The sequence below is a fragment of the Mesorhizobium sp. B2-1-3 genome, assembly GCF_006442495.1.
Classification (GTDB): Bacteria; Pseudomonadota; Alphaproteobacteria; order Rhizobiales; family Rhizobiaceae; genus Mesorhizobium.
This window is the reverse complement of record NZ_VFWL01000005.1, coordinates 68,596-94,837: the sequence shown is the minus strand read 5'-3', so window position 1 is coordinate 94,837 and position 26,242 is coordinate 68,596. Positions and strand designations below refer to the sequence as shown.

At 63.1% G+C, this 26,242-nt stretch carries 29 protein-coding genes; 17 read left to right on the top strand and 12 right to left on the bottom strand.

Annotation, left to right across the window (positions count from 1 at the left end):
* The first annotated feature begins 84 nt into the window (after nt 1–84).
* From FJ973_RS11185 to FJ973_RS11175, 3 genes are read left to right on the top strand one after another with little or no spacing between them, the layout of a single operon-like run.
* A complete protein-coding gene (locus FJ973_RS11185) occupies nt 85–1,182 on the top strand; it encodes a GNAT family N-acetyltransferase/peptidase C39 family protein (protein WP_140555797.1) in 1,098 nt (365 codons plus the stop codon).
* Nucleotides 1,183–1,187: 5 nt separating this feature from the next.
* The gene (locus FJ973_RS11180; RefSeq protein ID WP_140494569.1) at nt 1,188–2,651 is read left to right on the top strand and encodes a RimK family protein; all 1,464 of its coding nucleotides are present in this window, start codon (nt 1,188–1,190) and stop codon (nt 2,649–2,651) included.
* Nucleotides 2,652–2,670: 19 nt separating this feature from the next.
* A complete protein-coding gene (locus tag FJ973_RS11175) occupies nt 2,671–2,943 on the top strand; it encodes a DUF3303 family protein (protein ID WP_140555795.1) in 273 nt (90 codons plus the stop codon).
* Between the two features lie 18 nt (nt 2,944–2,961).
* Here the strand turns inward: FJ973_RS11175 and FJ973_RS11170 are convergent, their stop codons facing one another.
* Nucleotides 2,962–3,879, bottom strand: coding sequence for a LysR substrate-binding domain-containing protein (locus FJ973_RS11170; protein WP_140555793.1), 918 nt, complete (start codon nt 3,877–3,879; stop codon nt 2,962–2,964).
* A 115-nt stretch (nt 3,880–3,994) separates the two neighbouring features.
* Here FJ973_RS11170 and FJ973_RS11165 point away from each other — a divergent pair, with 115 nt between their 5' ends.
* Nucleotides 3,995–4,885 carry a fatty acid desaturase family protein gene (locus FJ973_RS11165; RefSeq protein WP_140555792.1) on the top strand — a complete coding sequence of 297 codons (891 nt, stop codon included), beginning with the start codon at nt 3,995–3,997 and terminating at the stop codon, nt 4,883–4,885.
* Between the two features lie 9 nt (nt 4,886–4,894).
* Here the strand turns inward: FJ973_RS11165 and FJ973_RS11160 are convergent, their stop codons facing one another.
* The 3 genes from FJ973_RS11160 to FJ973_RS11150 all read right to left on the bottom strand — a co-directional run bounded on the left by FJ973_RS11160 (nt 4,895) and on the right by FJ973_RS11150 (nt 8,591).
* A complete protein-coding gene (locus FJ973_RS11160) occupies nt 4,895–7,033 on the bottom strand; it encodes an EAL domain-containing protein (RefSeq protein WP_140517816.1) in 2,139 nt (712 codons plus the stop codon).
* Between the two features lie 65 nt (nt 7,034–7,098).
* Nucleotides 7,099–7,731, bottom strand: a complete 633-nt coding sequence (locus FJ973_RS11155; protein ID WP_140555790.1) for an HD family hydrolase — start codon at nt 7,729–7,731, stop codon at nt 7,099–7,101.
* On the bottom strand, nt 7,731–8,591 hold the full coding sequence (locus FJ973_RS11150) for a folate-binding protein YgfZ (protein ID WP_140555789.1): 861 nt from the start codon (nt 8,589–8,591) through the stop codon (nt 7,731–7,733). Before FJ973_RS11150 ends, FJ973_RS11155 begins: the two co-directional genes overlap by 1 nt.
* Before the next feature lie 82 nt (nt 8,592–8,673).
* On the opposite strand from FJ973_RS11150, the gene FJ973_RS11145 reads away from it, so the two are divergent.
* Both FJ973_RS11145 and FJ973_RS11140 read left to right on the top strand, forming a co-directional pair.
* Nucleotides 8,674–10,005: a dihydroorotase gene (locus tag FJ973_RS11145; protein WP_140555787.1), complete on the top strand. Its 1,332-nt coding sequence runs from the start codon at nt 8,674–8,676 to the stop codon at nt 10,003–10,005.
* A gap of 52 nt (nt 10,006–10,057) precedes the next feature.
* A complete protein-coding gene (locus FJ973_RS11140; protein WP_140555786.1) occupies nt 10,058–10,273 on the top strand; it encodes a hypothetical protein in 216 nt (71 codons plus the stop codon).
* Between the two features lie 115 nt (nt 10,274–10,388).
* Here the strand turns inward: FJ973_RS11140 and FJ973_RS11135 are convergent, their stop codons facing one another.
* From FJ973_RS11135 to FJ973_RS11120, 4 genes are all read right to left on the bottom strand, one after another.
* A complete protein-coding gene (locus tag FJ973_RS11135; RefSeq protein WP_181170893.1) occupies nt 10,389–11,183 on the bottom strand; it encodes a hypothetical protein in 795 nt (264 codons plus the stop codon).
* A gap of 69 nt (nt 11,184–11,252) precedes the next feature.
* A complete protein-coding gene (locus tag FJ973_RS11130) occupies nt 11,253–11,510 on the bottom strand; it encodes a hypothetical protein (protein ID WP_008874920.1) in 258 nt (85 codons plus the stop codon).
* A gap of 387 nt (nt 11,511–11,897) precedes the next feature.
* Nucleotides 11,898–12,272 carry a TIGR02301 family protein gene (locus tag FJ973_RS11125; RefSeq protein WP_140494550.1) on the bottom strand — a complete coding sequence of 125 codons (375 nt, stop codon included), beginning with the start codon at nt 12,270–12,272 and terminating at the stop codon, nt 11,898–11,900.
* A gap of 62 nt (nt 12,273–12,334) precedes the next feature.
* Complete coding sequence (locus FJ973_RS11120) at nt 12,335–12,769, bottom strand: NUDIX domain-containing protein (protein WP_140494548.1); 435 nt, start codon at nt 12,767–12,769, stop codon at nt 12,335–12,337.
* A 123-nt stretch (nt 12,770–12,892) separates the two neighbouring features.
* On the opposite strand from FJ973_RS11120, the gene FJ973_RS11115 reads away from it, so the two are divergent.
* The gene (locus tag FJ973_RS11115) at nt 12,893–13,669 is read left to right on the top strand and encodes an SOS response-associated peptidase (protein WP_140517820.1); all 777 of its coding nucleotides are present in this window, start codon (nt 12,893–12,895) and stop codon (nt 13,667–13,669) included.
* 65 nt (nt 13,670–13,734) lie between these two features.
* Here FJ973_RS11115 and FJ973_RS11110 read toward each other — a convergent pair whose 3' ends face one another.
* Nucleotides 13,735–13,890, bottom strand: a complete 156-nt coding sequence (locus tag FJ973_RS11110; protein WP_140494544.1) for a hypothetical protein — start codon at nt 13,888–13,890, stop codon at nt 13,735–13,737.
* 416 nt (nt 13,891–14,306) lie between these two features.
* Between FJ973_RS11110 and cysS the strand changes: the two genes are divergently transcribed.
* The 8 genes from cysS to rarD all read left to right on the top strand — a co-directional run bounded on the left by cysS (nt 14,307) and on the right by rarD (nt 21,492).
* Nucleotides 14,307–15,755, top strand: coding sequence for a cysteine--tRNA ligase (gene cysS, locus FJ973_RS11105; protein ID WP_140555783.1), 1,449 nt, complete (start codon nt 14,307–14,309; stop codon nt 15,753–15,755).
* A 256-nt stretch (nt 15,756–16,011) separates the two neighbouring features.
* Nucleotides 16,012–16,368: an endonuclease domain-containing protein gene (locus FJ973_RS11095; protein ID WP_140555932.1), complete on the top strand. Its 357-nt coding sequence runs from the start codon at nt 16,012–16,014 to the stop codon at nt 16,366–16,368.
* Nucleotides 16,365–16,751, top strand: coding sequence for a VOC family protein (locus tag FJ973_RS11090; protein ID WP_140555781.1), 387 nt, complete (start codon nt 16,365–16,367; stop codon nt 16,749–16,751). Before FJ973_RS11095 ends, FJ973_RS11090 begins: the two co-directional genes overlap by 4 nt.
* Nucleotides 16,752–16,757: 6 nt before the next feature.
* A complete protein-coding gene (locus FJ973_RS11085; RefSeq protein ID WP_140555780.1) occupies nt 16,758–17,249 on the top strand; it encodes a GFA family protein in 492 nt (163 codons plus the stop codon).
* A complete protein-coding gene (locus tag FJ973_RS11080) occupies nt 17,246–17,722 on the top strand; it encodes a GFA family protein (RefSeq protein ID WP_140555778.1) in 477 nt (158 codons plus the stop codon). Before FJ973_RS11085 ends, FJ973_RS11080 begins: the two co-directional genes overlap by 4 nt.
* On the top strand, nt 17,719–18,678 hold the full coding sequence (gene pip, locus FJ973_RS11075; RefSeq protein ID WP_140517824.1) for a prolyl aminopeptidase: 960 nt from the start codon (nt 17,719–17,721) through the stop codon (nt 18,676–18,678). The genes FJ973_RS11080 and pip overlap by 4 nt, the downstream gene beginning before the upstream one ends.
* Before the next feature lie 187 nt (nt 18,679–18,865).
* On the top strand, nt 18,866–20,482 hold the full coding sequence (gene cimA, locus FJ973_RS11070; protein WP_140494530.1) for a citramalate synthase: 1,617 nt from the start codon (nt 18,866–18,868) through the stop codon (nt 20,480–20,482).
* Nucleotides 20,483–20,565: 83 nt separating this feature from the next.
* On the top strand, nt 20,566–21,492 hold the full coding sequence (gene rarD / locus FJ973_RS11065) for an EamA family transporter RarD (protein WP_140494526.1): 927 nt from the start codon (nt 20,566–20,568) through the stop codon (nt 21,490–21,492).
* On the opposite strand, the gene FJ973_RS11060 is transcribed toward rarD, so the two are convergent.
* Together FJ973_RS11060 and FJ973_RS11055 are read right to left on the bottom strand one after the other, a co-directional pair.
* On the bottom strand, nt 21,470–22,468 hold the full coding sequence (locus tag FJ973_RS11060; protein ID WP_140555777.1) for a transporter: 999 nt from the start codon (nt 22,466–22,468) through the stop codon (nt 21,470–21,472). The genes rarD and FJ973_RS11060 overlap by 23 nt on opposite strands.
* A 177-nt stretch (nt 22,469–22,645) precedes the next feature.
* Nucleotides 22,646–22,936 carry a muconolactone Delta-isomerase family protein gene (locus FJ973_RS11055; protein WP_140555775.1) on the bottom strand — a complete coding sequence of 97 codons (291 nt, stop codon included), beginning with the start codon at nt 22,934–22,936 and terminating at the stop codon, nt 22,646–22,648.
* Between the two features lie 121 nt (nt 22,937–23,057).
* On the opposite strand from FJ973_RS11055, the gene FJ973_RS11050 reads away from it, so the two are divergent.
* The gene (locus FJ973_RS11050) at nt 23,058–23,954 is read left to right on the top strand and encodes a LysR substrate-binding domain-containing protein (protein WP_140555774.1); all 897 of its coding nucleotides are present in this window, start codon (nt 23,058–23,060) and stop codon (nt 23,952–23,954) included.
* 93 nt (nt 23,955–24,047) lie between these two features.
* On the opposite strand, the gene FJ973_RS11045 is transcribed toward FJ973_RS11050, so the two are convergent.
* Complete coding sequence (locus FJ973_RS11045) at nt 24,048–24,659, bottom strand: TIGR00730 family Rossman fold protein (RefSeq protein ID WP_140517827.1); 612 nt, start codon at nt 24,657–24,659, stop codon at nt 24,048–24,050.
* Nucleotides 24,660–24,787: 128 nt separating this feature from the next.
* On the opposite strand from FJ973_RS11045, the gene FJ973_RS11040 reads away from it, so the two are divergent.
* Nucleotides 24,788–26,155: a LysM peptidoglycan-binding domain-containing protein gene (locus FJ973_RS11040; RefSeq protein WP_140555772.1), complete on the top strand. Its 1,368-nt coding sequence runs from the start codon at nt 24,788–24,790 to the stop codon at nt 26,153–26,155.
* Nucleotides 26,156–26,242: the final 87 nt, after the last annotated feature.

Sequence of the window (26,242 nt, the reverse complement as noted above, 5' to 3'; positions counted from 1 at the left end):
GATGGGCGCTGCCGTTTTGGGCTGGTGTCTGGACGTTTCGAATAGGGCCTTCATCACAACCCAATCGAGGTTTTCCAAGCCCGCATGCCTGCCGAGATCCGCACGGCCCGCGCGACTGACGTCGATGATCTCGCCGCCATCGAGAAAGCTGTTTTCTCCAGCGACCGCATTTCCCGTCGCTCCTTCCGACAGTTCATCGAGCGCGAGACCGCCGAGACGCTGGTCGCCGAAAGAGATGGCCGCGTCGCCGGTTATGCGATTGTGCTGTTTCGCAAGGGCAGCGGCGTGGCGCGCCTTTATTCGATCGCCACCAGTCCCTTTTTTGGCGCCCTCGGCATCGGCCGCCGGTTGCTAGTGGCGGCGGAGGAGGCGGCCTTCGAACACGACCGCATGATGCTGCGCCTAGAAGTGCGGGAGGATAATGCCCGCGCCATCGGCATCTACGAGCAGGCCGGCTACCGCAAGATCGGCCGCGAACCCGGTTACTACGAGGACGGCGCCACGGCACTGCGCTACGAGAAGACCTTGCGCGGCGAACTTCCGGCCGCCACGAGCGTGCCATTCTACCAGCAGACCTGCGAATTCACTTGCGGTCCCTGCTGCCTGATGATGGCCATGGGCAATTTCGATCACGACTTCGTACCGGACCCGGTCAGGGAAATTCGTCTTTGGCGCGAAGCGACGACCGTCTTCATGATGTCGGGCCCGGGTGGCTGCGAGCCGTTCGGCCTCGCGGTCGCCGGCTATGAGAGCGGCCTTGCGGCCGAGATTTACGTGTCGTTCTACGGCGCGTTGTTCCTCCAGTCGGTGCGCAGCGCGGACAAGCGCCGGGTGATGGAACTGGCCCAGGTCGACTTTCGCCGACGCGCGGAACTTTACGGCATCCCGGTGAATTACCGTTCATTCACCATCGACGACATTCGCGCCGCGATCGCGAAAGGAAAATTGGTGCTGGTGCTGATCAGCGGCTTCCTGATGTTCGGCAAGAAGGTGCCGCACTGGGTGTTGGCCATCGGCGACGACGGCGACCATATCCTGATCCACGATCCCTGGGTTGAGGACGAGAGGCAGGAGACCATCCTTGATGCCGCCAACATTCCCGTGCCTTACGGCATCTTTATGAACATGGCGCAGTTCGGCCGCGACGGACTGCGCGCCGCCATCACTCTGGGGAAGCGCTGATAACAATGACCTGGGTTATCTTAACTGGCCGGCAGAGCGATCTCGACCAGGTGGCGACACCGCACAAGATTATCACCAACCGCGACTATCTCGCGCATCCGGCGCTGTTTCGCGGCCAGCGTCCCAAGGTCATCAACCTGTCGAACAATTACGGCTACCAGAGCCGCGGCTATTATGCCTCGCTGCTGGCGGGTTCGCGCGGCCACAAGGTCATCCCGACCGTAGAAACCATGATCGATCTGTCGGAGCGCAAGCTTTACGAACATGCGCTGCCCGAACTGGAGCTGGCGCTCAACAAGTGCCGCAAGGATCTTGGCGGCGCTTTTCCGGCGAAGGTCTGCATCTTCTTCGGCATTGGCCCGTCCAAGGTGTGGGACCGATTCGCCAAGCTCCTGTTCGACTGGTTCCGCGCGCCGGCGCTCGAGGTCCACATCAAGGACAGCGCCGAGTGGGCCTCGATCCGCAAGATCGGCTTTCATCCCCTGGCGCGCATGACCGAGGAGGAGGAGAGCTTCTTCCTGCAATGCCTGGACACCTATACCAATCGCGAATGGCGCGACACCAAGGGCCGCACGCCGGCGCGCTACACTTTCGCCACGCTGGTCGATCCGCATGAGGAATTGCCGCCCTCGGAAATCTCCTCGCTGCGCTACTGGGCCAGGATCGCCGAAAAGATGGGCGTCGAAATCGAGCCGATCACCAAGAGGGACCTCGCCAAGCTCGCCAATTACGACGCGCTGTTCATCCGCGAGACCACCTCGATCTCCAACCATACCTATCGTTTCGCGCGCCGCGCCCAGCAGGAAGGCATGCCGGTCATCGACGACCCGCTGTCGATGATCCGCTGCACCAACAAGGTCTATCTCAACGAGCTGATGGCCTACAACAAGGTGCCGGTTCCGCCGACCGTGATGATAGCCGGCACTTCCGACCTTGAACTGGCGGCGCAGACGCTGGGTTTTCCGCTGGTGCTGAAGATCCCGGATTCCTCCTTCTCGCGCGGCGTCAAGAAATGCGCCAATTTCGAGGAATTGAAGACACTCGCCACCGAATGGCTGGAGGATTCCGATCTTCTGATCGCGCAGAAATTCATCCCGACCGAATATGACTGGCGTGTCGGCGTGCTCGGCGGCCAACCGCTGTTTGCCGTACATTACCTAATGGCCAAGAAGCACTGGCAGATCGTCAACCACAAGGCCAGCGGCAAGCCCGACCAGGGCGGCATCAAGACCTTCACGCTGAAGGAGACGCCGCCCCATGTCGTCGAGACGGCAGTCAAGGCGGCGCGCTGCATCGGCGACGGCCTCTACGGCGTCGACCTCAAGGAGACCAAGGACGGCGTCTTCGTCATCGAGGTCAACGACAATCCCAACCTCGATCATGGCTGGGAGGACTCCGGCGAGAAGGACGAGGTCTGGGTGCGGCTGACGCAATGGTTCCTGGAACGTTTGGAGCGGCCGGGCCGATAATTATCCGATTGGGGCAGAGATGCTGTTTTTGGTGACCGAGGATTTTCGCGGCTGCGACCGCAAGGAGATCTACCGCCGCTTCCGCGAATACGGTCGCCTGAAGCCCGAGGAGCTTCTGGTGCACCATAGCTGGATCGCGGCGGACATGAGCCGCTGTTTCCTGCTGGTGGAGACCGACGACGTCACGCTGCTGCAGCGCTGGGTGATCGAGTGGGCGGATCTGGTGGAGGTCGAGATCGTGCCGGTGGCGGCGAACAAGGACATGGTCGAGGCATTGAGCGGGCACCTCTGACCATCGCCGCTTGCCGGCTCAGCGGAGCGCTGGCGAGGCCACCACGCGCTGGCATTCATCGACCAGCCATTCACGGAACGCCGCCACGACGTCCCTTCTTGCGCTCCGCTGCGGAATCGTCAGGCAATAGGGCTGGCGCAGCGCAATCGCCTTGGCGACAGGCCGGACCAGCCGGCCGTCCTCCACGGCCTCGGCGCAATAGATCCCTTGCGCCAGCGCCACGCCCAGTCCCGAAATGGCGAGGTCGAGCGCCGCGCGCGAGGAGTTTGCCGACAGGCCGCGCTGAATGCCGCGCCCAGGCGCTATGCCGGCCGCCTCGAACCAGCTGCGCCATGAGGGAAAGGATGCGCCGGTCGGTCCCCAGTCGGTGTGGATCAGGGGCAGCCCGGCGAGCGGACCGCCATCCGCCTCCAGCACGCTGGCGAGCTTTGGCGCGCAGACGGGATAGACCGCGTCCTGGACAATGTCCTCGATCGGGTGCTCATGATAGTGCGGACCGTAGGAGAGCCTGAGGTCGATCAGGTCGCGGTCGAACGACACCGGGTCGTCATCGCCCCTGAGAGATATGTCGACGGCACCGTGGATGGCGATGAAGCCGGCAAGGCGCTCGGAAAGCCAGCCCATGGCCATGGACGGAGGGACCGAGACGACGAGCCGCGGGCGGAACGCATCGCCTGCAAGCTGGCGCGAGACGCTGCCGATTTCCTGGAAGGCCATGGTCAATCGAGGCAGCATCTCGACGCCAGCCTCGCTCAGGACGACACGCCGGTTGGCGCGGTGGAAAAGCTTGCGGCCAACTTGCTCCTCGACGATGCGGATGAGCTGGCTGACTGCGGCGGCCGAGACCGAAAGCTCTTCCGCCGCCGCGGCGAAGCTGCCGGTGCGCGCAGCCGCCTCGAAGGCCTGAAGACCTCGCAACGATGGCATTGCAACCATGGCGGTGACCAAAAAGATAAGTTCAGCTTATCTATATTGCAGAAATCCTCGTTGTTAGAAAGGTTTCTTGCTGGGGTATGCTGACCGAATGAATTCAATCGGCCGGAATGCCCCTATGGATCATCGTGACGTGATCGCCTCGCTGACGAATGAGGAGCGCAGCCGGCTAACCGGCAAGTCGGATGGGCCCGGCCTTGTTCAGCTCGCTTTCCACCTCGGCGCGATCCTGCTCCTCGGATCGTTGATCGCCGCCAAGGTGCCGTTCTGGCCGCTGCTGATGCTGCCGCAAGGCATACTGATCGTGTTCCTGTTCACGCTGCTGCATGAGACGGTGCATCGCACGGCTTTCGAAAGGCAATGGCTGAACGACGCAGTCGCGCGTGTCTGCAGCCTGGCGATCGCGCTGCCGGCCGACTGGTTCCGCTATTTCCATTTCGCCCATCACCGTTTCACACAGGATCCCGAACGCGATCCGGAGCTGGCTTTCCCGAAGCCGGAAACCTGGCGGCAGTACCTGGTCCACGTTTCCGGACTTCCAGTGTGGTTGGGGCATTTGAAGACGCTCTACGCCAATGCCGTGGGACGTTGCCAGGACAGCTACGTGCCCCCCAAGGGGCGTTCGAAGGTACGCGCCGAGGCGCGCGCGATGATTGCCTTCTACGCCGTCGTGCTGATGCTCGCGCTGTGGTTCAAGGCGACGGTGCTGCTCCATGTCTGGATCTTTCCCGCGCTGCTCGGCCAGCCGTTCCTGCGGCTCTACCTGTTGGCCGAGCATGGCCGCTGCCCCTTCGTCGCCAACATGCTGGAGAACACCAGGACGACGCTGACCAACTGGGCTGTGCGCAAGCTTGCCTGGAACATGCCCTTCCATGCCGAGCATCACGCCTATCCGGGCGTGCCCTTCCACCGGTTGCCGGAGTTTCACGCGCTGATCGAGCGGCATCTGAAGGTTGTCGAGCCGGGTTATGTCAGCTTCCACGAAAAATACATCGAGACGCTGCGCTGATTTATGGCGTCAGCCGGTCTGGCTGCGCACCGCGCTCGATTTCAACAGGTGCTGAATCTCCGCCGCCTTTGACGGCACGCCGATCAGATAGCCTTGCGCCTCAACGCAGCCGTTTCGGCGCAGCATGTCGAGCTGTGCTTCGGTTTCCACGCCTTCGGCGGTGACGGTGATGCCCAGTTCGGCGCCCAGCCCGATGATCGTGCGCACGATCGCTGCGGTGTCGAGATTGCCGATGTCGGAGATGAAGGAACGATCGATCTTGATCTTGTCGACGGGAAAGCGCCTGAGATAGCCGAGTGAGGAATAGCCGGTGCCAAAGTCGTCGAGCGCGATGCGGATGCCGAGTTCACGCAACTGTCGCAGCGTCTTCAGGACGGCTTTGCTCTCGTCCATCAGCACGGTTTCGGTGATCTCCAGTTCCAGTCGTCTGGCCGGCACGCCCGAAAAGGCCAGGGCAGAGATGACGCTGCGAGCAAAGCCGCCGCTTTTGAGCTGCACGGCGGAGACATTGACCGCAATGCGCAGGCCAGGTGGCCAGGCTGCCGCCGTCGCACAGGCCTTTCTCAGCGCCCATTCGCCAAGCGGCACGATCAGCCCGGTTTCCTCGGCGACCGGAATGAATTCGTCCGGCGCCACAGTGCCGCGCGACGGCGAATGCCAGCGCATCAGGGCCTCGGCGCCGACAATCTCGCCCGAAGCTATGGCCATGATCGGTTGGAAATCGAGATCGAATTCCCGGCTCGGCAGCGCCGTATCGAGATCGGCTTCGAGCGCCCGGCGCGCGCGCACCGTGGCATCCATGCCGGGCTCGAAGAAACGGTACAGGTTGCGCCCTTCGCTTTTTGCCCGGTAGAGCGCCATGTCGGCGTTTGTCAGCAATGTATCGGCGTCCCTGCCATCGCCGGGAGAAAGCGCGATGCCAACGCTGACGCCCACATGCATGTCCCGGCTCTTGTCATGAAATGGTTTGGCGATGGCCTCGACAATGCGTTTCGCCAGTTTTTCCGCGCTCGCCAGGCCCTCGACGTTGAATTGGACGATCACGAACTCGTCGCCGCCAAAACGGGCGACGATATCTGCGTCGTTGTCCACGCAGCGCAGCAGTCTTGCGGCCACGCCTTTCAGCAGCCGGTCGCCAGCCGGATGTCCCAGCGTATCGTTGACGACCTTGAAGCGGTCGAGGTCGAGCGAGAAGATTGCCAGCGGTCCCGCGGCCGCATCCTCCAGTGCCCGGTCGAGCCGGTCGCGAAACACCGAGCGATTGGGCAACCCGGTCAGCACGTCGTGATGCGCAAGATGGGTCATGCGCTCCTCGGCAAGCCTGCTCTCGGTCACGTCGTCGAAAGTGGCGACCCAGCCGCCGCCGCTCATCGGCCGGCGGGCAACCATCAGCGTTCGTCCGTCGGCGAGCCGGCGAGGGGTCGACCGCGTCTGGCCGGCCAGCACGCGAGCCTCGGTCCTCGAAACTTCGTCCTCGACATCTATGGGCGCATAGACGCCAAGGCGCACCAGCCGTTCGAGGAGTTCGCGGTGAGTCATGCCGAGCGGCAGATCCGCCTCGGTCACACCATAAAGCTCCAGGATGCGCTGATTGCGTACGATCAGCCTGCCGCCGGCGTCATACATCAGCAGGCCCTGCGACATGTTCGCGAGCGCCGCGTCGAAGCGGCGATGCTGTTCCTTGAGATCCTGTTCGGCGCGCCGCTGCTCGGTGATGTCTTCGTAGATCGAAACCCAGCCGCCCGATGCCAATGGCCGGTGCGAGATGCTGATGATGCGCCCATCAGAGAGCGCCTCCTCATAGGTCGAGGGTTTCGCTCCATCGATATAGGGCTTGCGGATGGCGTAAAGTTCTTCGGCGCTTTGCGAGGCGATGCCGACATCGACGCTGTGCCGCAGGATGTCGATGAAACGGATCCCCGGCTGCGCCACGTTGGCGTCGAGGCAGAAGATGTTGATATAGTTGCCGTTGCAGATGATCATGCGCTCGTCGGCGTCGAACATGCAAAGACCATGCGACATGTTCTCGACGGCGGCCGAAAAGCGTTCGTTTTGTTCGCGCAGTTCGTCTTCCATATCACGACGATCCACGCCTTCGGCCCCCTGTTCAGGGACGGTCGAACCATCCTTGTCGTCAACGACGGGCATGAGGCGTGCCTGCGGCTCGTGATCGAACACCGCACTGTCGGCTGTTCCGGTTAATTTAGCGTTTTCTACCCTACCGCCGTAGCAACCTTGCGCCGCGACTTCTCGATCGCGGAAAAACGCTTCAGGAAGGCATTCTGTGCCCAGGTTACCGAGCGCGGCGTGAAATCGAAGCGCTCGGCACTGAAGCCGCGTGGACGACCGAAGAACTCGGTCGCCTCCGCGGTCGAAAAGCCGGCGAGCAGCGTTGCCTCGAAATAGGCGGCGATCTGGTCCGCGCGCTTGATCTCCTTGCGCAGGCCGGCGCCTGGTTCCGGCGGCAGGGAGAAGCGCAGATGGATGGCGCGCTGCAAGCGCAGTTCACAGTCCTTGTAGCTGCCGCCCATCACCGATTTGAACGGCGAGATCATGTCGCCGATGACATATTCGGGCGCATCGTGCAGCAATGCCATAAGCCGGGCGTCCGCCGGCGCATCGGGCATCAGGTCGCAAAACAGCGCTTCCACCAGCAGCGAATGCTGGGCGACCGAGAAGGCGTGCTCACCGCTGGTCTGGCCGTTCCAGCGCGCGACGCGGGCGAGCCCATGGGCGATATCCGATATCTCGATGTCGAGAGGCGAGGGGTCGAGCAAGTCGAGCCGGCGGCCGGACAGCATGCGCTGCCAGGCGCGTGGCGGCGCACCGATGCGGTCGGCCGCCATCAGGCCTCCTCCGTGCCGGCGGCTTCCTGGGGAAAGCTGAAGTTGGCGAAAGGTGGAATGGCCACCGTAACCGGCACGTCTCCGGCCAGGATCGGCTGGCCGGCGTCGAGCGCTGTCTTGACCCTGTCGATACGGGCGATGCCGAGGCCGATCGTGCCGGCATTCGAGCCGAGAGTGCCCACCGATCGCCCGTCGACGGTCAATTCGGCGCCGGCCTCAGGCAAGGCCCGTTCGGCCCTGACGATCAGCACCCGCCGCCTTGCCGTGCCACGATGCTGCATGCGCGAGACGACCTCCTGGCCGACATAGCAGCCTTTCCTGAAGCCGACGCCACCGGTCTCGTCGAGCAGCACGTCATGCGGGAAGGCGTCGCCGAGCTGGTAGTCGGTGCCGCTCTCGGCAATGCCATGCGCGATGCGCAAGGCCTGCCATGCGGCACCGTCGTCAGTCTCTTGAGCGCTGCCATAGGAGCGGGTGACGCTTTCATCGCGAAAGCGCCGGTCGGCCAGCACGGTTGAATCCTTTTGTGAGGGAGCTGACTCATTTCCCCAGGCAATGGAGACAAGCGTCTGTTCGGATTTGGCAATCTCGACCTTGGCGCGCAACTTGTACAGCATCAGCCGGCGTACGAAATCGTCAGCGATGTCGGCGCGGCATTCGAGGCGGAACGCGTTTTCGCCGGCCCGTGAGATCAGGAAGTCAAACAGGATCTTGCCTTGCGGTGTCAAAAGCGCGCCCGGTTTTGCCTCGCCGGCGCCGAGCGCGTCGAGGTCGGTGGTCAGGATGTTCTGCAGGAAGTGTTCGGCATCAGGGCCGGAGATGGAGATGAGCGCGCGGTCTTTCAGCAGGGCAAAGGGCATGGGACGAATAAAAGCCTGATCTTGCAAAACGGTTGGCCATTACGTAAGCCGCTGACACTCCCCCCGCAAGAGATCGATCAGCATGGCCAACACCTACGACCTCATCCTGACAGGCGGCATGGTGGTCAACCATGACGGCGAGGGGCAACGCGATGTCGGCGTGAAGAATGGGCGCATCGCCGCCATCGGCGATCTGCGCCAGGCCTCGGCCGGCGAGACGATCGACTGCCGGGGCCTGCATATCCTTCCGGGCGTCGTCGACAGCCAGGTGCATTTCCGCGAGCCGGGACTGGAGCACAAGGAGGATCTGGAGACTGGATCTCGGGCGGCGGTGCTCGGTGGCGTCACCGCCGTGTTCGAAATGCCCAACACCAATCCATTGACCACCAGCGAAGAAACGCTTGCCGACAAGGTCCGACGCGGCACCGGCCGTATGCACTGCGACTTCGCCTTCTGGGTCGGCGGCACCCGCGACAACGCCAACGATGTCGCCGAGCTCGAGCGCCTGCCGGGCGCGGCCGGGATAAAGGTTTTCATGGGCTCGTCCACCGGCGACCTGCTGGTCGAGGACGATGAAGGCGTCGCCTCGATCCTCAGGAACACCCGCCGCCGCGCCGCTTTCCATTCGGAAGACGAGTTCCGGCTGCGCGAACGCCTTGGCGAGCGCATCGGGGGCGATCCTTCATCGCATCCGGTCTGGCGCGACGAGATCGCCGCCTTGCGCTGCACCGAGCGGCTGGTGCGCGTCGCGCGGGCCGCCCGTGCCCGCATCCACGTCCTGCACATCTCCACGGCCGAGGAGATATTGTTCCTCGAACAGCACAAGGATGTCGCCACCTGCGAGGCGACACCGCACCATTTGACACTGTCGGCGGACGACTACAAACGGCTCGGCACGCTGATCCAGATGAACCCGCCCGTCCGTGCCCCGCGCCATCGCGACGGCGTCTGGCACGGAATCGCGCAAGGCATTGTCGACGTACTCGGTTCCGACCATGCCCCGCACACATTGGCCGAAAAAGCAAAACCATATCCGGCATCGCCCTCGGGCATGACCGGGGTGCAGACGCTGGTGCCGATCATGCTTGACCACGTCAACGCCGGCAGGCTGACCTTGCAGCGCTTCGTCGATCTTTCAAGCCACGGCCCGCAGCGCATCTTCGGCATGGCCAGGAAAGGCCGTATCGCCGCCGGCTATGATGCCGATTTTACAATTGTCGACATGAAGCGGCGCGAGACCATCACCAATGCACAAGCCGGCTCGAAGGCCGGCTGGACGCCTTATGACGGCAAGGAAGTCACCGGCTGGCCGGTCGGCACTGTCATTCGAGGCCAGCGCATCATGTGGGAGGGCGAGATCGCGACGCCGGGCCAGGGCAGGGCAGTGGAGTTCTCCGAAGCGCCGCCCGCATAGGCATTTCACATCGTTGGATTTCTTAGGCACGATCCACTAAGTTGAGTGGGTTATGCGCACAGATATCACGCCAATGATTGTCCCCGCTGAGTTTCCGGAGCTACACGCACTCGTCTGGAGCCGCGATGCAACGCGCCCGATTCCTGCCGAGGAAGCTTTCGCCATCTACGAGCGCAACTGGCGGTTTGTCGATCAAGAGCGCCTTACAACATCTGAAAGGCTGCTTATCCAGAACCTGACGGAAAAATTCGGCCAGGGCTTCTTTTGACCACTGGCTGAAGTTTCGTTTCCTTCCTGATTTCTCCGCAACTGGAATATTAACGGGCCCGATGCAGCCATTCGACGAGGCGATCCGCACGAATAGGCACTCGCGTGTCCGAGTTTCAGTCGCCGGCGACGAAAAACGTCCATTGCCCAGCGGGCGTGATGCCGACGCGGTAGAAGATGTAGGCGCCGAACTGCTTCATGTCGTCGAAGTCACTCGCGGTGACGATCTTGAACAGCTCGACCCGTTGCCTGGCGTCGAGCTTGTCCAGGGGTAGAGCGAAGAAATACGGCCAGACATAGAGCTCTTGTGGCGTCCCGGCATCGACATGGACATAGCCGGCATTGAGCACCTCCTCCAGTATGGCAAGAATCTCCTGGCCATCCTGGTCGCCGGAGAGCCCCTTGAGGAAGGTAATGGCATCGCCATCTATGTCGGTCAGTGACAATTGGGTCATGCCGTCGCCCTTGCCGATCAAAGGCCTCAGTCTTTCGACGTCGCCGCTCTCGCAGGCTTCGATGATCAGGTCATGCATGCGCCGCACCGGTTCAGGCAGCTTGCCGAGGTCGTAGACGACCTCCGGCGTGGGCGCGTCGGGATCGACGCGCGGCCTGTTGGTGGCACCGTCGCCGTTCGGCGGGGTGACCGGCTCGGCCTTGTCCGGAGTGGTTGGCTGGCTGGTCGAAGATGGCGTTCCGACCGGATCGGGTATCGGCACGGTGCCTCCCGGCGACGACACGTCGTCGTCCACCATCGGTTGGACCGGCGACGGGAATTCTTCGCGCTTGATCTCGCTCAGCGCATAAGCGGGGCTGCTTGCCAGACACGCAACCAAGGGAATTGCGGCACTGCACGCGGCGAAACAGATGCAAAGGACCAAGCCGCGCGGCTTGCCTGACATCGAAAAATCCACTGCCCGTTTCTCCCTGCTTCCGGGCATGATGCCCGAGCGGCATTTGCCGTCAAAGAACCGGACGTCGGTTCAGTGCCGCAGCCGTTCGGGTTCGAAGGCGCCAGCAATGACCTTTTCACGCATGCGGTCGAGCAGGGCAAGGGCCGATGTCTCGCCGTTGGCGCGCAGCATTTCGCCGAACGCGGTTTCAAGCGCCGCTTCGGCGATGATCTCGGGTTCTATGCCTGCCGAAAGACCTTCGGCCCAGGCCTCGCTGTGGCTCTCCACCGCGGTCAGGCGCTTTTCTTCCCTGACCAGCGCGTCGATGTCGTTGACACCATGTTCCATAAGCGATGTCCACCCTTGCAAGCAGCGATCCGTCGATGGATCAGGCTTGATCTGTTCCGTTTACACGCAGCCGCAAATAAGTCTTTGTAAATACGACATTTTTTTGATCGTTCTTTACAGGAGGCCGGTTGCGCTTGCGAAGCTGCATTCAATCCTGGTCAAACTTAGCCGATTAGGCGTGCCTGCGGGGTGAAAACCTTCAGTTTGAGTTAATTCCACATCCGCGCGCTAACGTTTCATTAACGCTGTTGCATAAGCGCAACAAAAGGATTGCACCATGACAGTTCTCGACACAAGCTGGATATGCCCGCAGTCGTCGCCAATGGACCGGATATCTGTTGATGAAGGCCGGATGCGCTCTTGCGAGGGCACTTTGGGCGATATGCGCTAGTTGCCGTAGCGCGAGGCGATGTCGCGCGACAGGGTCTCGCCTTCCTTCATGTAGCGGCCGATGGCTTCGGTCGCCGACGCGGTGCATTGCGTGTAGGTGCCGCCGAATGAGCGGTAGCCGCGATTGAAGCTGGCGATGAAGCGGGCGCGCCGTTGCGGATCCGGGTTCTCCGATTCGAGCAGCTTCTGCATCTCGCCGCGCCACTGGTCGCCCTTTTCGCCGCACAGATTGCGCAGGAAATGCAGCGACCCCAGAACCTCCGCCAGCCGCATCAGCCCCGGTTCGAAGGGTGCCTCGGCGCTGAACGCCGGTCGTGCCGCCACAGGGCTGACGGCAAGGCATGTCGCGAGAAGGAGAGGAAGGCAACGCATAAGTCAATCTGGCCAAACAATTTGCCGCCTGCAAGGCGATTGTGCCGGGCGAATTCCGGATTTCAGGGTCGCTCAGGGGTTTGCGACGGCCGTCCGAGCAGTTCCTCGGCGACCGCGAGCACCGAACCGGCAAGCGGCAGATCAGCCATTTCGGCCAGCGTGTAGAAGGCGGCGGTCTCGGCGTCGTCGCTGGCCACGGCCTCGCCGCCGGCATGGGCCGCACCGAATACCGTCAGCAGGTAATCGACCGGATGCCCGTCGAGCGTGCCGTCGATGAGGATTTCGCGCAGCCGTCGGTAGTTTTCGGCCTGCAATTGCGTCTCCTCCAGCAATTCGCGCCGTGCCGCCTGTTCCAGCGTCTCACCGGCTTCGACCTTGCCGCCCGGGAATGCATAGAACCCTTGCGAGGGTTGTCGCGCCCGCTTGACCAGAAGCACGGCGTCGCCGCGCACAACGGCGACCGAGACCGCGGGAATGACTTTTCGCACTTCGTCCATGGATATCCGATCGCCCTGATTTACGGCAGCCTGTTGTGGACCGGCCGACGCCGGACAGCTTTAGCGGTTGCAGTGCTGCTGTTCCATCGCCACTTTCGAAACCGGACATCAGGACCAATAGACATGTGCGGACGTTTTGCCTTGACCGCGACACCGGACCAGACAGCCGCTTTCCTCGGGCTGGCGGAGGTGGAGCAGTTTCCTACGCGCTACAATATAGCGCCGACGCAGCCGGTGCTGATGGCGATCTCAGGCCCGCCGCGGGCGCCGGGTTCCAACCTGCCGGACCGCCGGCCGATGCTGGTGCGCTGGGGCCTGATCCCCGCCTGGGTAAAGGATGTCGGCGAATTTCCGCTGCTGTTCAACGCACGCTCCGAAGGCGTGATCGAAAAGGCCTCGTTCAAAGCCGCCATGCGCCATCGCCGGGCGCTGGTGCCGGCATCAGGTTTTTACGAATGGCGCCAGGCGCGGCCCGGAGAGGCGGGCGGCAGGAAGGGGCAGCCTTACTGGATCAGGCCGCGGCATGGCGGGTTGGTCGCCTTTGCCGGGCTGGTTGAAACCTATGCGGAACCGGGCGGCTCGGAGTTGGACACCGGCGCCGTTCTGACGGTCGAGGCCAATGCCGACATCGCGCATATCCATGACCGCATGCCCGTGGTGATCGCACCTGAAGACTTCACCCGCTGGCTCGATTGCCGCGGACTTGAGCCGCGCGACGTCGCCGACCTGTTGCGGCCGGCGCAACGCGACTTCTTCGAAGCGATTCCGGTCTCCGACCTCGTCAACAAGGTCGCCAACACCGGGCCGGAGATTCAGGAGAAGAGGGAGATCGGGCCCGAGCCCGAGAAGGTCAAGCGCCGGAAACCCGGCGCGGACGACAGTCAGATGACGCTGTTTTAGCAGGAACTCTGTTCGAGGTGCGGTTTGGCGCCTCGTTCCGACCCTTGGGCCGATCGCGCACTGCTTCAGGCAGCGCGGGGCGATACGATTTTCTGCACCGGCTTTTTCTTCTTCGCGGTGTGGAGCAGGGCGGCGACGATCGCGGCCGGGCCGATTGCGCGATAATGGTTTGCCAGCGCTGGTTGCTTGGCGCGGTTGGCTTCCTGCTTGCTTCGAGGCATGTGTCTCTTCCCAGATAACGTTTCCGTGTCTGCGTTTGGCGGCCGAATCCGACCAAATCGTGACGCAGGTTGATCTAGCCGGCGTATGTTTCATGACTGTGCCGACATGTTTAATAAAATGTTTCAGTGGCTGATTCCGTGTGATCGGGCGACGCATTTGCCAGTTCTGGCGTCGTTTTTCTCGGGATAAGCGACTTGACGGCAACACTGGCCAAGGCGATAAAGCCGCCTATGAAAACGTCTTTCGCCATTTGTGGCATTTGCATTATTGGCTAGCTTCGCGCTGGTCCGGACGTTTTCGCCTCATCTTCCGCTAGATTGGACAAACGCCCCGGCCAGCAGGCTGGAGTCCGTTTTGCGCCTCGGCGCGGAGCTGGCTTCATCCAGGCAAAAGTTCTGAACCGGAAAGGCATGGAATGTCTGACGCATCGAAGGGCCTGCGCCTCTACAACACGCTGACGCGCGCGAAGCAGGATTTCGTCCCGATCGACGCGCTGAACGTGCGCATGTATGTCTGCGGTCCGACCGTCTACGACTTCGCCCATATCGGCAATGCCAGGCCGGTGATCGTCTTCGACGTGCTGTTCCGGCTGCTGCGCCATCTCTATGGCGAGATGCATGTCACCTATGTGCGCAACATCACGGATGTCGACGACAAGATCAATGCACGCGCACTGCGCGATTTCGGCAGCGAGATATCAGCCGGCAGACTGTCGCTTAACGAGGCGATAAGGCGGGTGACGGAGAAGACTGCGGGCCAATTCCACAAGGACGTCGCGACGCTCGGCTGCCTGGAGCCAACAGTCGAGCCGCGCGCCACCGAGTTCGTCGAGCCCCGTGCCGACGGCAAGGCAGACATGATCACCTTGATTCAAAGCCTGATCAAACGCGGCCATGCCTATGTTGCCGCAGGCGAAGTGCTGTTCGACACCGCTTCGATGCCCGACTACGGCCAGTTGTCGAAGCGAAATCTCGACGAGCAGCAGGCCGGTGCTCGCGTTGCAGTCGACGCGCACAAGAAGAATCCTGGCGACTTCGTGCTGTGGAAGTTGTCGTCCCCGGAGGAGCCGGGCTGGCAGAGCCCATGGGGCAGGGGCCGGCCGGGCTGGCACATCGAATGCTCAGCCATGTCCGCCGCCTATCTGGGCGAGGTCTTCGATATTCATGGCGGCGGTCTCGACCTGATCTTCCCGCACCACGAGAACGAGATCGCCCAGTCACGCTGCGCGCACGGCACCGATGTGATGGCCAACATCTGGATGCACAACGGCTTCCTGCAGGTCGAAGGGCAGAAGATGTCGAAGAGCCTCGGCAATTTTTACTCGATCAACGAGCTGCTGGAGACCGAAACGTTCGGCGGCCGCAAATGGCCCGGCGAGGTGCTCAGGCTGGCTATGCTGATGACCCATTATCGCGAACCGATCGACTTTTCCGTGCGCAAGCTCGAGGAAGCGGAGAACACGCTGCGCAAGTGGAAACGCGCGGCCGATCTGGCGCCGGCGGTCGGGCAATTGCCGGACGAGGTCGTGCAGGCGTTGTCGGATGATCTCGCCACCTACGCCGCCTTCCAGGTTTTGACCCAGTTGGCCGGCGAGGCGGTCGACTTCAGCGGCGATGGCGAAAACGCCGCAGCGGCCTCGCTGAAGGGTGCGCTTGCCTTCCTGGGTTTCGATGTCGGGGCGGCCAAGGTCGACGAAGCCGCGCTCGCCAAGGCGATCGCCAGGCGCCTGGAATTGATCGCCGCCAAGAACTGGGCCGAAGCCGACCGCATCCGCGACGAGTTGTTGGCGCAAGGCGTGCAACTGAAGGACGGCAAGGACCCGGTCACCGGCGAACGTGTGACGACGTGGGAGGTGAAGCGGTGAGGGCGACTGTTCTTGTGGCGGGAATGGAGAGGTTGGCGCGAAGCACCCCCCTCTGTCCTGCCGGACATCTCCCCCTCAAGGGGGGAGATTGGATATCACCGAGGCTTTCGCCAATCGCTGACGTTGGAGGTTGGGTACCGTCAGCGAAACTGCCGATCTCCCCCCTTGAGGGGGAGATGTCCGGCAGGACAGAGGGGGGCGCCTCGCCGTGATCCATTATCGTGTGTCTCCTGTCAATCGAGCCAATGCGCGCAAGATGCGCAAGGCTATGACCGACGCCGAACTGAAGCTTTGGAATGAGATACGCGCACACCGACTCATGGGGCTGGCGTTTCGACGTCAAATGCCAATAGCGGGCTACATCGTCGATTTTGCTTGCCCTAACAGGAAGCTGATCGTTGAGCTGGATGGTTCTCAGCACGCCTCTCATGAGGTCTCGGCGTCTGACGCCGCGCGAACAGCCAAGCTCACAGCGCTCGGCTGGACCGCCCTGCGCTTCTGGAATGATGACGTGATCCGCGATATCGACAGTGTCTGTCAGCACATCGTGATTGCGGCCGGCCTGGCTGGCGCGGAAGTGCCGGAACCAGCAACGGAGGAGTTCGTTCCATGATCGACCATCTCGGCATCGACGTTGCTGACTTTGACGCTTCGAAGGCTTTCTATGACAAGGCGATGGCGCCGCTTGGGGCCTCGCTGCTCTATATGGTGCCGCTGGAATACACCGGCGGCGCCAAGGTCGGTGGCTACGGCCGCGATCGGCCGGTGTTCTGGCTCCAGGAAGGCAAGGAGGGGCAAAAGGCCCGCCAGCACGTTGCCTTCACCGCGCGCAGCCGCGCCGAGGTTGATGCTTTCCATGCTGCCGCTCTCGCCGCCGGCGGCAAGGACAATGGCGGGCCGGGCCTGCGCCCGCACTATCATGCGGACTACTATGGCGCCTTCGTCTTCGATCCCGACGGCAACAATGTCGAGGCCGTCTGCCATGATGCGGAGTGACCTGCCATGAGCCTCGACAACCGGCCGATCTACACCGGCGGCTGCCAGTGCGGCGCCGTGCGCTTTCGCGTCGAGGGCGCACTCGGCGATGCCTCGGTCTGCCATTGCCGCATGTGCCAGAAGGCGAGCGGCAATTTCTACCTTCCGCTGGTCTCGGTGCGCGGCGCCAAGGTGGACTGGACGCGCGGCGAGCCCAAGCGCTTCCGCTCGTCGAACGCTGCCTGGCGTGGGTTCTGCGCCGAATGCGGAACGCCGCTGACTTTCGAGGCGCCGGACGGCATGGCGCTGGCGATTGCCGCCTTCGACGCTCCGGCTGACATCGCGCCGACCATCCAATGGGGCACCGAGGCAAAGCTGCCTTACGTCGATTCCATTCCAGAATTGCCGGGCGAGGATACGATGGCGGACATGGGTTCGGCCCCCTATCTGGCAGAGCTTGTCTCCTACCAGCATCCCGACCACGACACCGAGCAATGGCCGCCGGTGAAAACATCATGAGCGAGACCATTCGAACCGGCGGCTGCCAGTGCGGCGCCGTGCGCTTCCGCATCAAGGGCAAGCTTGGACGCCCGTCCATCTGCCACTGCCGCATGTGCCAGAAACAGTTCGGTTCCTTTTTCGGCGCCCTGGTGACGGCGCCGAAGGACGGCGTCGAATGGATCCGTGAGGAGCCGAGCTATTTCCAGTCCTCGGTCAACATCGATCGCGGTTTCTGCGCTCGCTGCGGCACGCCGCTGACCTATCGCCAGCCCGGCGGCCTGGAGATCGCCATCGGCGCCTTCGACGATCGCTCCGACCTGGCGCCGCAGATCCAGGTCAATTACGCCGCGCGGCTGCCTTGGGTGGAGACGATCTTCGACCAGCCCGTCCACCAGGATCCAGACTATTACGCAAGGCAGGAGCAGATCATCTCCTTCCAGCATCCCGACCATGAAACGACGGACTGGCCGTCCAAAGGTTTGCAACTATGAGCTCTGAACTGCGCACGCTTTATCCCGAGATCGAAGCCTTCGAGAGCGGTATGCTCGACGTCGGCGACGGCCACCAGGTCTATTGGGAACGCTCCGGCACCAAAGGCGCCAAGCCGGCGGTATTCCTGCATGGCGGGCCGGGCGGAACCATTTCGCCAAAGCATCGGCGGCTGTTCGATCCCGATCTCTACGACGTCATCCTGTTCGACCAGCGCGGTTGCGGCAAGTCGACGCCGAATGCCTCGCTGGAGGCCAACACCACGTGGCACCTGGTCGCCGATATCGAGCGCCTGCGCGAAATGGCCGGCTTCGACAAATGGCTGGTCTTCGGCGGTTCCTGGGGTTCGACGCTGGCGCTCGCCTACGCCGAGACGCACCCGCAACGCGTCAGTGAGCTCGTCGTGCGGGGCATCTATACGCTGACCCGCCCCGAGCTCGAATGGTACTATCAGTTCGGCGTCTCCGAGATGTTTCCCGACAAGTGGGAGCGCTTCCTGGCGCCGATCCCCGAGGCCGAGCGCGGCGACATGATGGCCGCCTATCGCAAGCGGCTGGTGGGGTCCGACAGAAACGCGCAGATCGAGGCGGCCCGCGCCTGGAGCCTGTGGGAAGGCGAGACGATCACGCTTTTGCCCGAGCCGGAGACCAGCGGACCGTTTGGTGAGGACGACTACGCCGTCGCCTTCGCCCGCATAGAGAACCACTACTTCGTCCATGCCGGTTGGCTGGAGGAGGGACAGTTGCTGCGCGATGCCTGGAAGTTGAAGGACATTCCCGGCACCATCGTCCACGGCCGCTACGACATGCCGTGCCCGGCACGCTACGCCTGGGCGCTGCACAAGGCCTGGCCGAAGGCGGATTTTCACCTGATCGAGGGTGCCGGCCATGCCTATTCCGAGCCAGGGATATTGGACCGGCTGATCCGGGCGACGGATGGGTTTGTGGGGAAAAACTGATGTCGGCGCTCACCCCCCTCTGGCCTGCCGGCCATCTCCCCCTCAAGGGGGGAGATTGGCCATCACCTGGGGTTTCGCAAATTTTCAGCGCCGCAGGTGATGGCGGGACATTCGAACTGCCGATCTCCCCCCTTGAGGGGGAGATGTCCGGTAGGACAGAGGGGGGCGTTCAAGCGCCCACAGGACGATGAAAAAGCAACGCCTCTACCTCTTCGACACAACACTTCGCGATGGCCAGCAGACGCCCGGTATCGACTTCTCGGTCGAGGACAAGATCGCCATCGCCAAGCTGCTCGACGAATTCGGCCTCGACTATGTCGAGGGCGGTTACCCCGGCGCCAACCCGACCGACACGGCCTTCTTTAGGGAGAAGCGCACCGCGCAGGCAAAGTTCGTCGCCTTCGGCATGACCAAGCGGGCGGGGGTGTCGGCTTCCAACGATCCTGGGCTTGCCGCACTCGTCCAGTCGCGGTCGGACGCCATCTGCTTTGTCGCCAAGAGCTGGGACTATCATGTCCGTGTGGCGCTCGGCTGCACCAATGAGGAGAATCTGGAGTCCATCAAGGCCTCGGTGGAAGCCGCCATTGCCGCGGGGAAGGAGGCGATGGTCGATTGCGAGCATTTCTTCGACGGGTTCAAGGCCAATTCGGATTATGCGCTGGCGTGCGCCAAGACCGCTTATGATGCCGGCGCGCGCTGGGTGGTGCTGTGCGACACCAATGGCGGCACGCAGCCCTCGGAACTACGCGCAACAGTCGAAAGGGTCGTCGCCGCGGGCATTCCCGGCGACCATCTCGGCATCCATGCCCATGATGACACCGGCCAGGCGGTGGCGAATTCGCTGGCCGCGGTCGAAGCGGGCGTGCGCCAGATCCAGGGCACGCTGAACGGCATTGGCGAACGCTGCGGCAACGCCAATCTGATCTCCATCGTGCCGACGCTGGCGTTGAAGCCGGCCTTCGCCGACCGTTTCGAGACGGGGATTTCCGCCGAGGCGCTTACCGGCATTTCGCGCTTGTCGCGCGCTTTCGACGAACTCTTGAACCGCGCTCCGGAGGCGCAGGCGCCCTATGTCGGCGCTTCCGCCTTCGCCACCAAGGCCGGCATCCACGCTTCGGCGCTCGCCAAGGAACCTGCGACCTACGAGCATGTGCCGCCGGAAGCGGTTGGCAACCGCCGCCGCGTCATGGTTTCCGACCAGGGCGGCAAGGCCAATTTCTTGGCCGAGCTGAAGCGGCGCGGCATCGATGTGCCGAAGGACGATCACCGGCTCGACGCATTGATATCGGTGGTCAAGGAGCGTGAGGCCTCCGGCTATGCCTATGAGGGCGCCGACGCCTCCTTCGAGCTTCTGGCACGCAAGATGCTGCACGGTTTGCCCGAGTTCTTCCATGTCACCTCGTTCCGCTGCATGATCGAACGCCGCTTCGATGCCAATGGCCAGTTGAAGACGGTGTCGGAAGCGGTGGTCAAGGTGCTGGTCGAGGGCGAGGAGAAGATGTCGGTGGCCGAGGGGCACGGCCCCGTCAATGCGCTCGACATCGCACTGCGCAAGGATCTCGGCAAATACCAGGGCGAAATCGCCGATCTGGAACTCGCCGACTTCAAGGTGCGTATCCTCAATGGCGGCACCGAGGCGATCACTCGCGTTCTGATCGAATCGCATGATGCGACCGGTGCCCGCTGGTGGACGGTCGGCGTTTCCGAAAACATCATCGACGCCTCGTTCCAGGCGCTGATGGATTCCATCATCTACAAGCTGATGAAGAACCGGGACATGGCGGGTCTGGTGGCGGCGGAGTAAGTTTGAACCATCAGCGAAAGTCCATTGATCCATCAGAACTTTGCGATGGTCTTGCCAAGGTTACTGGGCCATAGCGTTGGGCCATGGCCGCTGAAGCAATTACCCAGGACGCAGTTTCAAAAGCCCGCCGCGGCTTCCTGCTGGCGCTGGGTGCCTATTTCTTGTGGGGTTTGCTGCCTTTCTACATGAAAGCGGTTGCGCACCTGCCGCTTGCCGAGGTGATTGCCCACCGCATCGTCTGGTCGGTGCCGATCGCCGCCGCGGTTCTGGTCTGGGCCGGCCGCACGGCGGATTTCAAGGCGGCAATCCGTTCGCCCCGCACGATCGCCATGGCGGCGCTGACGGCGGCGCTGATCTCGGTCAATTGGGGCGTCTACGTCTGGGCGATCGCCGTCGACCGCACCGTAGAAACCGCCCTTGGCTATTACATCAATCCCCTGGTCAGCGTCGTGGTCGGCGCCCTGCTGCTCGGCGAGCGGCTCGATCGGCTGCAGATCGCGGCCGTGGTGCTTGCGGCGATCGCGGTCGCCGTGCTGACGATCGAGGCTGGCAAGTTGCCATGGGTATCGCTGGCGCTGGCCTTTTCCTTCGCCGCCTACGGTTTTTTCCGCAAGACGCTGCCGATCGGCCCCAGCCAGGGTTTTCTGCTCGAAGTGCTTCTGTTGTCGGTGCCGGCCTTGGGTTATATCGCCTGGCTGATCGCCACCGGACAGGACCATTTCGTTTCCGGCAACGGCGTCGATGCGGCGTTGCTGGCCGGTTGCGGGCCGGTGACCGCGGTGCCGCTGCTGCTGTTCGCATTCGGCGCCAGGCTTTTGCGTCTCTCCACCATAGGTATCATGCAATATATTGCGCCGACCATTGTGTTCCTGATCGCCGTGCTGATCTTCAAAGAGCCGTTCGACACCACCCAGGCTGTCGCCTTTGCCCTGATCTGGGCGGCGCTGGCCATGTATTCCTGGTCGATGCTGGCGACGGCGCGCCGGGCTACATCTGCCCGAGCCGCCTGACGAAGAGATAGGTCGCTCCGGCGATCAGCATCGAAACCGCAGTCACCACCCAGAAGCCTATCGGCGTGTTGACCAGCGGCAAGCCGCCGACATTCATGCCGAACAGGCCCGAGATGATCGTCATTGGCAACAGCACCGCGGTCATCACCGACAGCACGTAGAGCAGCCGGTTCGACTGCGTCGTCAGCTTGGCCATCAGTTCGTCCTGCAAAAGCCTGGCGCGCGCCTGCAACTGCTCGCCATCATAGTGCAGCGTCTGCGCGCGGTGCGAAAGCCGTGCTGCCATGTCGTTGATCGAATCGGGCAGGTCGTTGCGGTGCGAATGGTCGAGATGGCGAAACAGATTGGTCAGGGTCGCCATCTGCCGGTGAATCACCACCAGGTGCCGGCGCGCATCGACGAGCGCCTGCCGCTCATTGTGCCATGCGTCGCAGACGATGCGGTCCTCGATGCCGTCGAGACTGTCGCCAAGTGCAGCGAGTTCCACCGCCATGCCGTCGAACGACTGGCCCACGACCGCCTCGATCAGCTCGGCCGGCGAGCGAAACTTGCGCGAGCCGTTCTCGATCGCCTTGCGGATATTGTCGACCGACTGCAAGGGCTGCTTGCGGGCGCCGACCAGCATGGTGTCGTTGAGGGCGAAACGGAAATGGCCGAGCCCGCCGGCTTCCGCCGAATAGTCGTGACGCAGGTCCGGCAGGTCGCCGTAAAGCCAGTCATCCTCGAGGTCGATGTGGCAGCCATGGCTGGCGGACAGGAAGGCCTCGCGCACTGGCGCCGGCAGGGCCTGTTCGGCGGCGATCTCGTGGCGTGCGCGCATGTCGGAAAGCTGGTAGCTGCGCCACGTCCATTGCGCGCCGGCGGCATCCTTGGTGCGCAGGCCGTCGGCGGTGAAATGATAGATGAAGAACAGCCCATGCTCGTCTGGCAGGTAGGGCGACAGGTCGGTGCCTTCCGGGGCGAGAGCAGTATCCATGGTGTAGTGCCGGATGCATATTTCGAGCATCGCACCGCTTGGCGGCGCGTGATTGCAACATCTAGCATGGGCGGCGGGGTTTCGTGTGACGGTTCCTTGACAGCCGATCACACTCTCTCGAGCGGCCGCGTCAGTGCGGCGGCGCCTTTCGCCGCCACCGCATTGCGACTGCCACACTTAGCGCTTCGGACCGAAACCGGGATAAGGGTTCAGCGGCACGATTGCGGCAATGTCCATCATGCCGGCCTTGACCAGCGGCAAGCTGCCGAGATGACTGCGCACGTCGGCATCGCTGGCCGCCTCGAACATCATGCCGCTCCCGGGAATGTCGCCACGGTTCCAGACCTGGCGAACCGCGCCCTGGGCGTAGAGCGTGCGCCGCTGCTCGGCCTCGCCGGGCAGCAGCGGCGCGAAATCGGCATCGGTGAATTTTTCGGTGTTGCGGGTGAGGAGGGCAAAGAACTGCATGTCGGTCTCCTGTTTGTCAGCGGTAGGTGACGGCAGGTATCGCGCTGGATGGTCAGACTGTCCAAGACTGATTAGGCTAAAGTTGAGACTTTTGAAGACTTGATGCCGCGCGGAGCAAAAAATGTTCGACTTGCGCCAGATCCGATATTTCGTCGCCGTCGCGGAAACCGGCAATGTCGGTCGCGCCGCCGAGCTGCTGCATATTTCGCAGTCGCCGCTGAGCCGGCAGATCATGCAGCTTGAACAGCAGCTTGGCGTAACCCTGTTCGAACGGGTAAAACAGCGCGTCCATCTCAATGCCGAGGGCCGCGCCTTTCTCGCCGAGGCCCGCGCGCTGCTGTCGAACGCGCGCCGGCTGGAGGAACTTGGTCGAAACCTTGCCAGCGGGTCTGTCGGGCGTCTTGCCATCGGCTATGTCGAAGGCGCCGTGCACGCCGGGCTTGTCGCCGCGATGCTGCGCCAATTCCGCCGCGACCGGCCGGATTTTCATCTCCAGTTGAGAAGCCTGCGCTCGGCGGCGCAGATCGAGGAGCTGCGGCAGCGGTCGCTGGATCTGGGCCTGGTCTATTCGCCGCCCGCCGCGGACGATCCCGATGTCGCCAGCATGCCGCTGCGCCACGAGCCGCTGGCGCTGGCGATGCCCGAAGGCGATCCGCTCGCCGAAGTGGCCGATATCCAGCCGCACCATCTCGACGGCCGCGTCTGGATCACCGTCGTGCGCCAGCCCGACGACACCAATCGCGGCCAGTTCCTGGCCGCCTGCGCCAAGGCGGGTTTCCTGCCCGATATCGCCTATGAGACGGCGGACCCGTTGACCTCGCTCGGCCTTGTCAGCGCCGGCCTCGGCCTTGCCACCGTCCAGTCGAGCCTGCGCATCGCCGCGCCGCCCGGGATCCTGTTTCGGGACCTGCCATGGTTCGAGCGCAAGGTCTCGATCCATTTCGCCTGGCGGCGCCAAGATCGGCGGGCGGTAATCGATGATCTGCGGCTGGCCGGCAGTAGGGCAGTAGGGCAGTAGGGCAGTAGGGCAGTAGGGCAGTAGGGCAGTAGGGCAGTAGGTTCTGTCTTCCGCTACTGCCTTACTCCCCTACTCCCTTACTCCCTTACTCCCCTACATCTTATCTATCACCGACTGCACGCCCTCCGTCGGCGCATCGACCGAGGAGCCTGCCACCATGATGGCGGCGACGATTGCCTCGGGGTCATTGACGACCAGCGGCTTGACCCGCTGTGCGGTGTGAATGAAGCCTTCGGTTGCCATATGGTCGATAAGCGCCAGCATCGGATCCCAGAATCCGCCGACATTGCCGAAGACGATCGGCTTGCGGTGATGGCCAAGTTGCGCCCAGGTCATGACCTCGACGATCTCCTCGACTGTGCCGATGCCGCCCGGCAGCGCCACAAAGGCGTCGGATTTCTCGAACATCTTATGTTTGCGCTCGTGCATGTTTTCGGTGATCACGAGCTCGTCGAGCCGGTCTAGCGCGGTTTCGGTTGCTTCCCTGTTGATCAGGAAGCGGGGAATAATGCCGGTGACCTTGCCGCCGGCCTTGAGCGCGCCTTCAGCGACGGCGCCCATGATGCCTTTGGTGCCGCCGCCATAGATCAGCCTGAGGCCGGAGCGCGCAAGCGATCGCCCGAGCAGGTGACCAGCCTTGACATAGGTTTCATCACGGCCCGGAGACGAGCCGCAATACACGCAGACGGATCGAATCGTATTCATGCCGATGATTGGTGATTGGGTCTGAAAGCGCGGTCAAGCCCTAAGGGCCGAGAAGTCCGGGCTTTTTCTTGTCGGTGATGGTAAAACAGGCTAGACCGGCGTTAGGTGGCTAAGGGGCAGGGAAGTAGATGGCGATCAATCCGTTGAAGGCGTTTCTGTTCGCGGCGGGTGGGACCGTTGCGGTCGCGGGAACCGCCTATGTGTCGGGCGCGCTCGCCCCATATTTCAATCGCACGCCGCCGGCGGACGTCGCGGCGCAGGCTCCGCCTGTGGCGCCGAAGCCGGCCAATCCGGGCACGGAAGCGCGGCTGCCGCAGGCTGCGGCACCGTCCGCTCCCACCTCTGAGGCAACCGCGCCTGCCGTCGCGGGTCCGATCGCCCCGACCTTCGACGTGGTGCGCGTTGAAGGCGATGGTTCGATCGTCGTCGCCGGCAATGCCGCGCCCAATTCAAAGGTCGAGATCCTCAACGGTTCGACCGTGATCGGCTCGACGGTCGCTGGTCCGGATGGCGCCTTCGTCATCGTGCTCGATGATCCGCTGAAGCCCGGTGACTATACGATTGCCTTGCGCTCCACCGCCGGCGATGTGGTGACCGCTTCGGCCCAGACGGCCGTCGTCTCCATTCCCGCCAATGCGAGCGGTCAGGTGCTGGCCATGGTCGAGGAACCGGGCAAGCCGGCCGAACTGCTGACCGTGCCCCAGCCGCAGACAACACCGGAAGCGCCTGCAGCCGCGGCTCCGGCGCCAGGCGCGTCCGCCGCCATCGAAGCAACGCCTGCTCCTGCGGCGCCGACAACGCCGCCCGCGCCATCCGTGGCCGAACCCAAGATCGTCGTCGAAGCGGTCGAGATTGACGGCAGCAAGATTTTTGTCGCCGGCCTCGCCGACCCGGGCCGCAAGGTGCGCGCCTATGCCAACGACATCCTGCTTGGCGAAGCGCAGACATCGCCGAATGGCCATTTCCTGGTTGAGGCGAGGCGCGACGTACCGGTCGGCAGTTACACCATCCGTGTCGATGGCCTCGATGCCGACGGGGTGAAGGTGGTGGCCCGCGCCGCCGTACCGTTCGAGCGCGAACCGGGCGAGGCGGTCGCCGCCGTGGCGCCTGCTGGATCCAAGGCGGCCGATGCAAAGTCTGCCGAACCGTCGGCTGCCGCTGAAGCGCCCGCCAACCCGGCGGAACCGGCTCCGGCCGATGCAGTGGCCACGCCGCCTTCCGATGTGGCCGAGACTGTTTCACCCAAGCTCGAACATGCCAACGGCGCCGTGATCATCCGCCGTCACGACACGCTGTGGCGGATTTCGCGGCGCGTTTACGGCTATGGCATGCGCTACTCGACCATCTATCTCGCCAACCAGGACCAGATCCGCAATCCCGACCGCATCTGGCCGGGACAGGTGTTCAAGGTCCCGCCACGGTCTAAGGAAGGCGAGGCCGCCGACCTCAAGGCGATGGGTGACCAGATGACGACGCATTCGGCGAAGACGGAGTAGGCAAGCGTCAGCGGGGCGGCTGCAAGCCGTTCCGAAGCCGATCCTTCGCAGCCCTCCGCCTGCAATCTCCCCATCCGGCCAGCTTGC

What these genes read in the sequence shown, in the direction of transcription:
- FJ973_RS11185 (WP_140555797.1), top strand. Translation starts at nt 85, where the DNA reads ATGCCTGCCGAGATCCGCACGGCCCGCGCGACTGACGTCGATGATCTC.
- FJ973_RS11040 (WP_140555772.1), top strand. Translation starts at nt 24,788, where the DNA reads ATGGCGATCAATCCGTTGAAGGCGTTTCTGTTCGCGGCGGGTGGGACC.
- cysS (WP_140555783.1), top strand. Translation starts at nt 14,307, where the DNA reads ATGTCTGACGCATCGAAGGGCCTGCGCCTCTACAACACGCTGACGCGC.
- FJ973_RS11155 (WP_140555790.1), bottom strand. Translation starts at nt 7,731, where the DNA reads ATGGCGGCCGACCGCATCGGTGCGCCGCCACGCGCCTGGCAGCGCATG.
- FJ973_RS11050 (WP_140555774.1), top strand. Translation starts at nt 23,058, where the DNA reads ATGTTCGACTTGCGCCAGATCCGATATTTCGTCGCCGTCGCGGAAACC.
- FJ973_RS11145 (WP_140555787.1), top strand. Translation starts at nt 8,674, where the DNA reads ATGGCCAACACCTACGACCTCATCCTGACAGGCGGCATGGTGGTCAAC.
- FJ973_RS11180 (WP_140494569.1), top strand. Translation starts at nt 1,188, where the DNA reads ATGACCTGGGTTATCTTAACTGGCCGGCAGAGCGATCTCGACCAGGTG.
- FJ973_RS11045 (WP_140517827.1), bottom strand. Translation starts at nt 24,659, where the DNA reads ATGAATACGATTCGATCCGTCTGCGTGTATTGCGGCTCGTCTCCGGGC.
- FJ973_RS11115 (WP_140517820.1), top strand. Translation starts at nt 12,893, where the DNA reads ATGTGCGGACGTTTTGCCTTGACCGCGACACCGGACCAGACAGCCGCT.
- FJ973_RS11080 (WP_140555778.1), top strand. Translation starts at nt 17,246, where the DNA reads ATGAGCGAGACCATTCGAACCGGCGGCTGCCAGTGCGGCGCCGTGCGC.
- FJ973_RS11085 (WP_140555780.1), top strand. Translation starts at nt 16,758, where the DNA reads ATGAGCCTCGACAACCGGCCGATCTACACCGGCGGCTGCCAGTGCGGC.
- FJ973_RS11170 (WP_140555793.1), bottom strand. Translation starts at nt 3,879, where the DNA reads ATGGTTGCAATGCCATCGTTGCGAGGTCTTCAGGCCTTCGAGGCGGCT.
- FJ973_RS11055 (WP_140555775.1), bottom strand. Translation starts at nt 22,936, where the DNA reads ATGCAGTTCTTTGCCCTCCTCACCCGCAACACCGAAAAATTCACCGAT.
- FJ973_RS11160 (WP_140517816.1), bottom strand. Translation starts at nt 7,033, where the DNA reads ATGCCCGTCGTTGACGACAAGGATGGTTCGACCGTCCCTGAACAGGGG.
- FJ973_RS11095 (WP_140555932.1), top strand. Translation starts at nt 16,012, where the DNA reads ATGCGCAAGGCTATGACCGACGCCGAACTGAAGCTTTGGAATGAGATA.
- FJ973_RS11060 (WP_140555777.1), bottom strand. Translation starts at nt 22,468, where the DNA reads ATGGATACTGCTCTCGCCCCGGAAGGCACCGACCTGTCGCCCTACCTG.
- pip (WP_140517824.1), top strand. Translation starts at nt 17,719, where the DNA reads ATGAGCTCTGAACTGCGCACGCTTTATCCCGAGATCGAAGCCTTCGAG.
- FJ973_RS11120 (WP_140494548.1), bottom strand. Translation starts at nt 12,769, where the DNA reads ATGGACGAAGTGCGAAAAGTCATTCCCGCGGTCTCGGTCGCCGTTGTG.
- FJ973_RS11090 (WP_140555781.1), top strand. Translation starts at nt 16,365, where the DNA reads ATGATCGACCATCTCGGCATCGACGTTGCTGACTTTGACGCTTCGAAG.
- FJ973_RS11165 (WP_140555792.1), top strand. Translation starts at nt 3,995, where the DNA reads ATGGATCATCGTGACGTGATCGCCTCGCTGACGAATGAGGAGCGCAGC.
- rarD (WP_140494526.1), top strand. Translation starts at nt 20,566, where the DNA reads ATGGCCGCTGAAGCAATTACCCAGGACGCAGTTTCAAAAGCCCGCCGC.
- FJ973_RS11110 (WP_140494544.1), bottom strand. Translation starts at nt 13,890, where the DNA reads ATGCCTCGAAGCAAGCAGGAAGCCAACCGCGCCAAGCAACCAGCGCTG.
- FJ973_RS11150 (WP_140555789.1), bottom strand. Translation starts at nt 8,591, where the DNA reads ATGCCCTTTGCCCTGCTGAAAGACCGCGCGCTCATCTCCATCTCCGGC.
- cimA (WP_140494530.1), top strand. Translation starts at nt 18,866, where the DNA reads ATGAAAAAGCAACGCCTCTACCTCTTCGACACAACACTTCGCGATGGC.
- FJ973_RS11140 (WP_140555786.1), top strand. Translation starts at nt 10,058, where the DNA reads ATGCGCACAGATATCACGCCAATGATTGTCCCCGCTGAGTTTCCGGAG.
- FJ973_RS11125 (WP_140494550.1), bottom strand. Translation starts at nt 12,272, where the DNA reads ATGCGTTGCCTTCCTCTCCTTCTCGCGACATGCCTTGCCGTCAGCCCT.
- FJ973_RS11175 (WP_140555795.1), top strand. Translation starts at nt 2,671, where the DNA reads ATGCTGTTTTTGGTGACCGAGGATTTTCGCGGCTGCGACCGCAAGGAG.
- FJ973_RS11130 (WP_008874920.1), bottom strand. Translation starts at nt 11,510, where the DNA reads ATGGAACATGGTGTCAACGACATCGACGCGCTGGTCAGGGAAGAAAAG.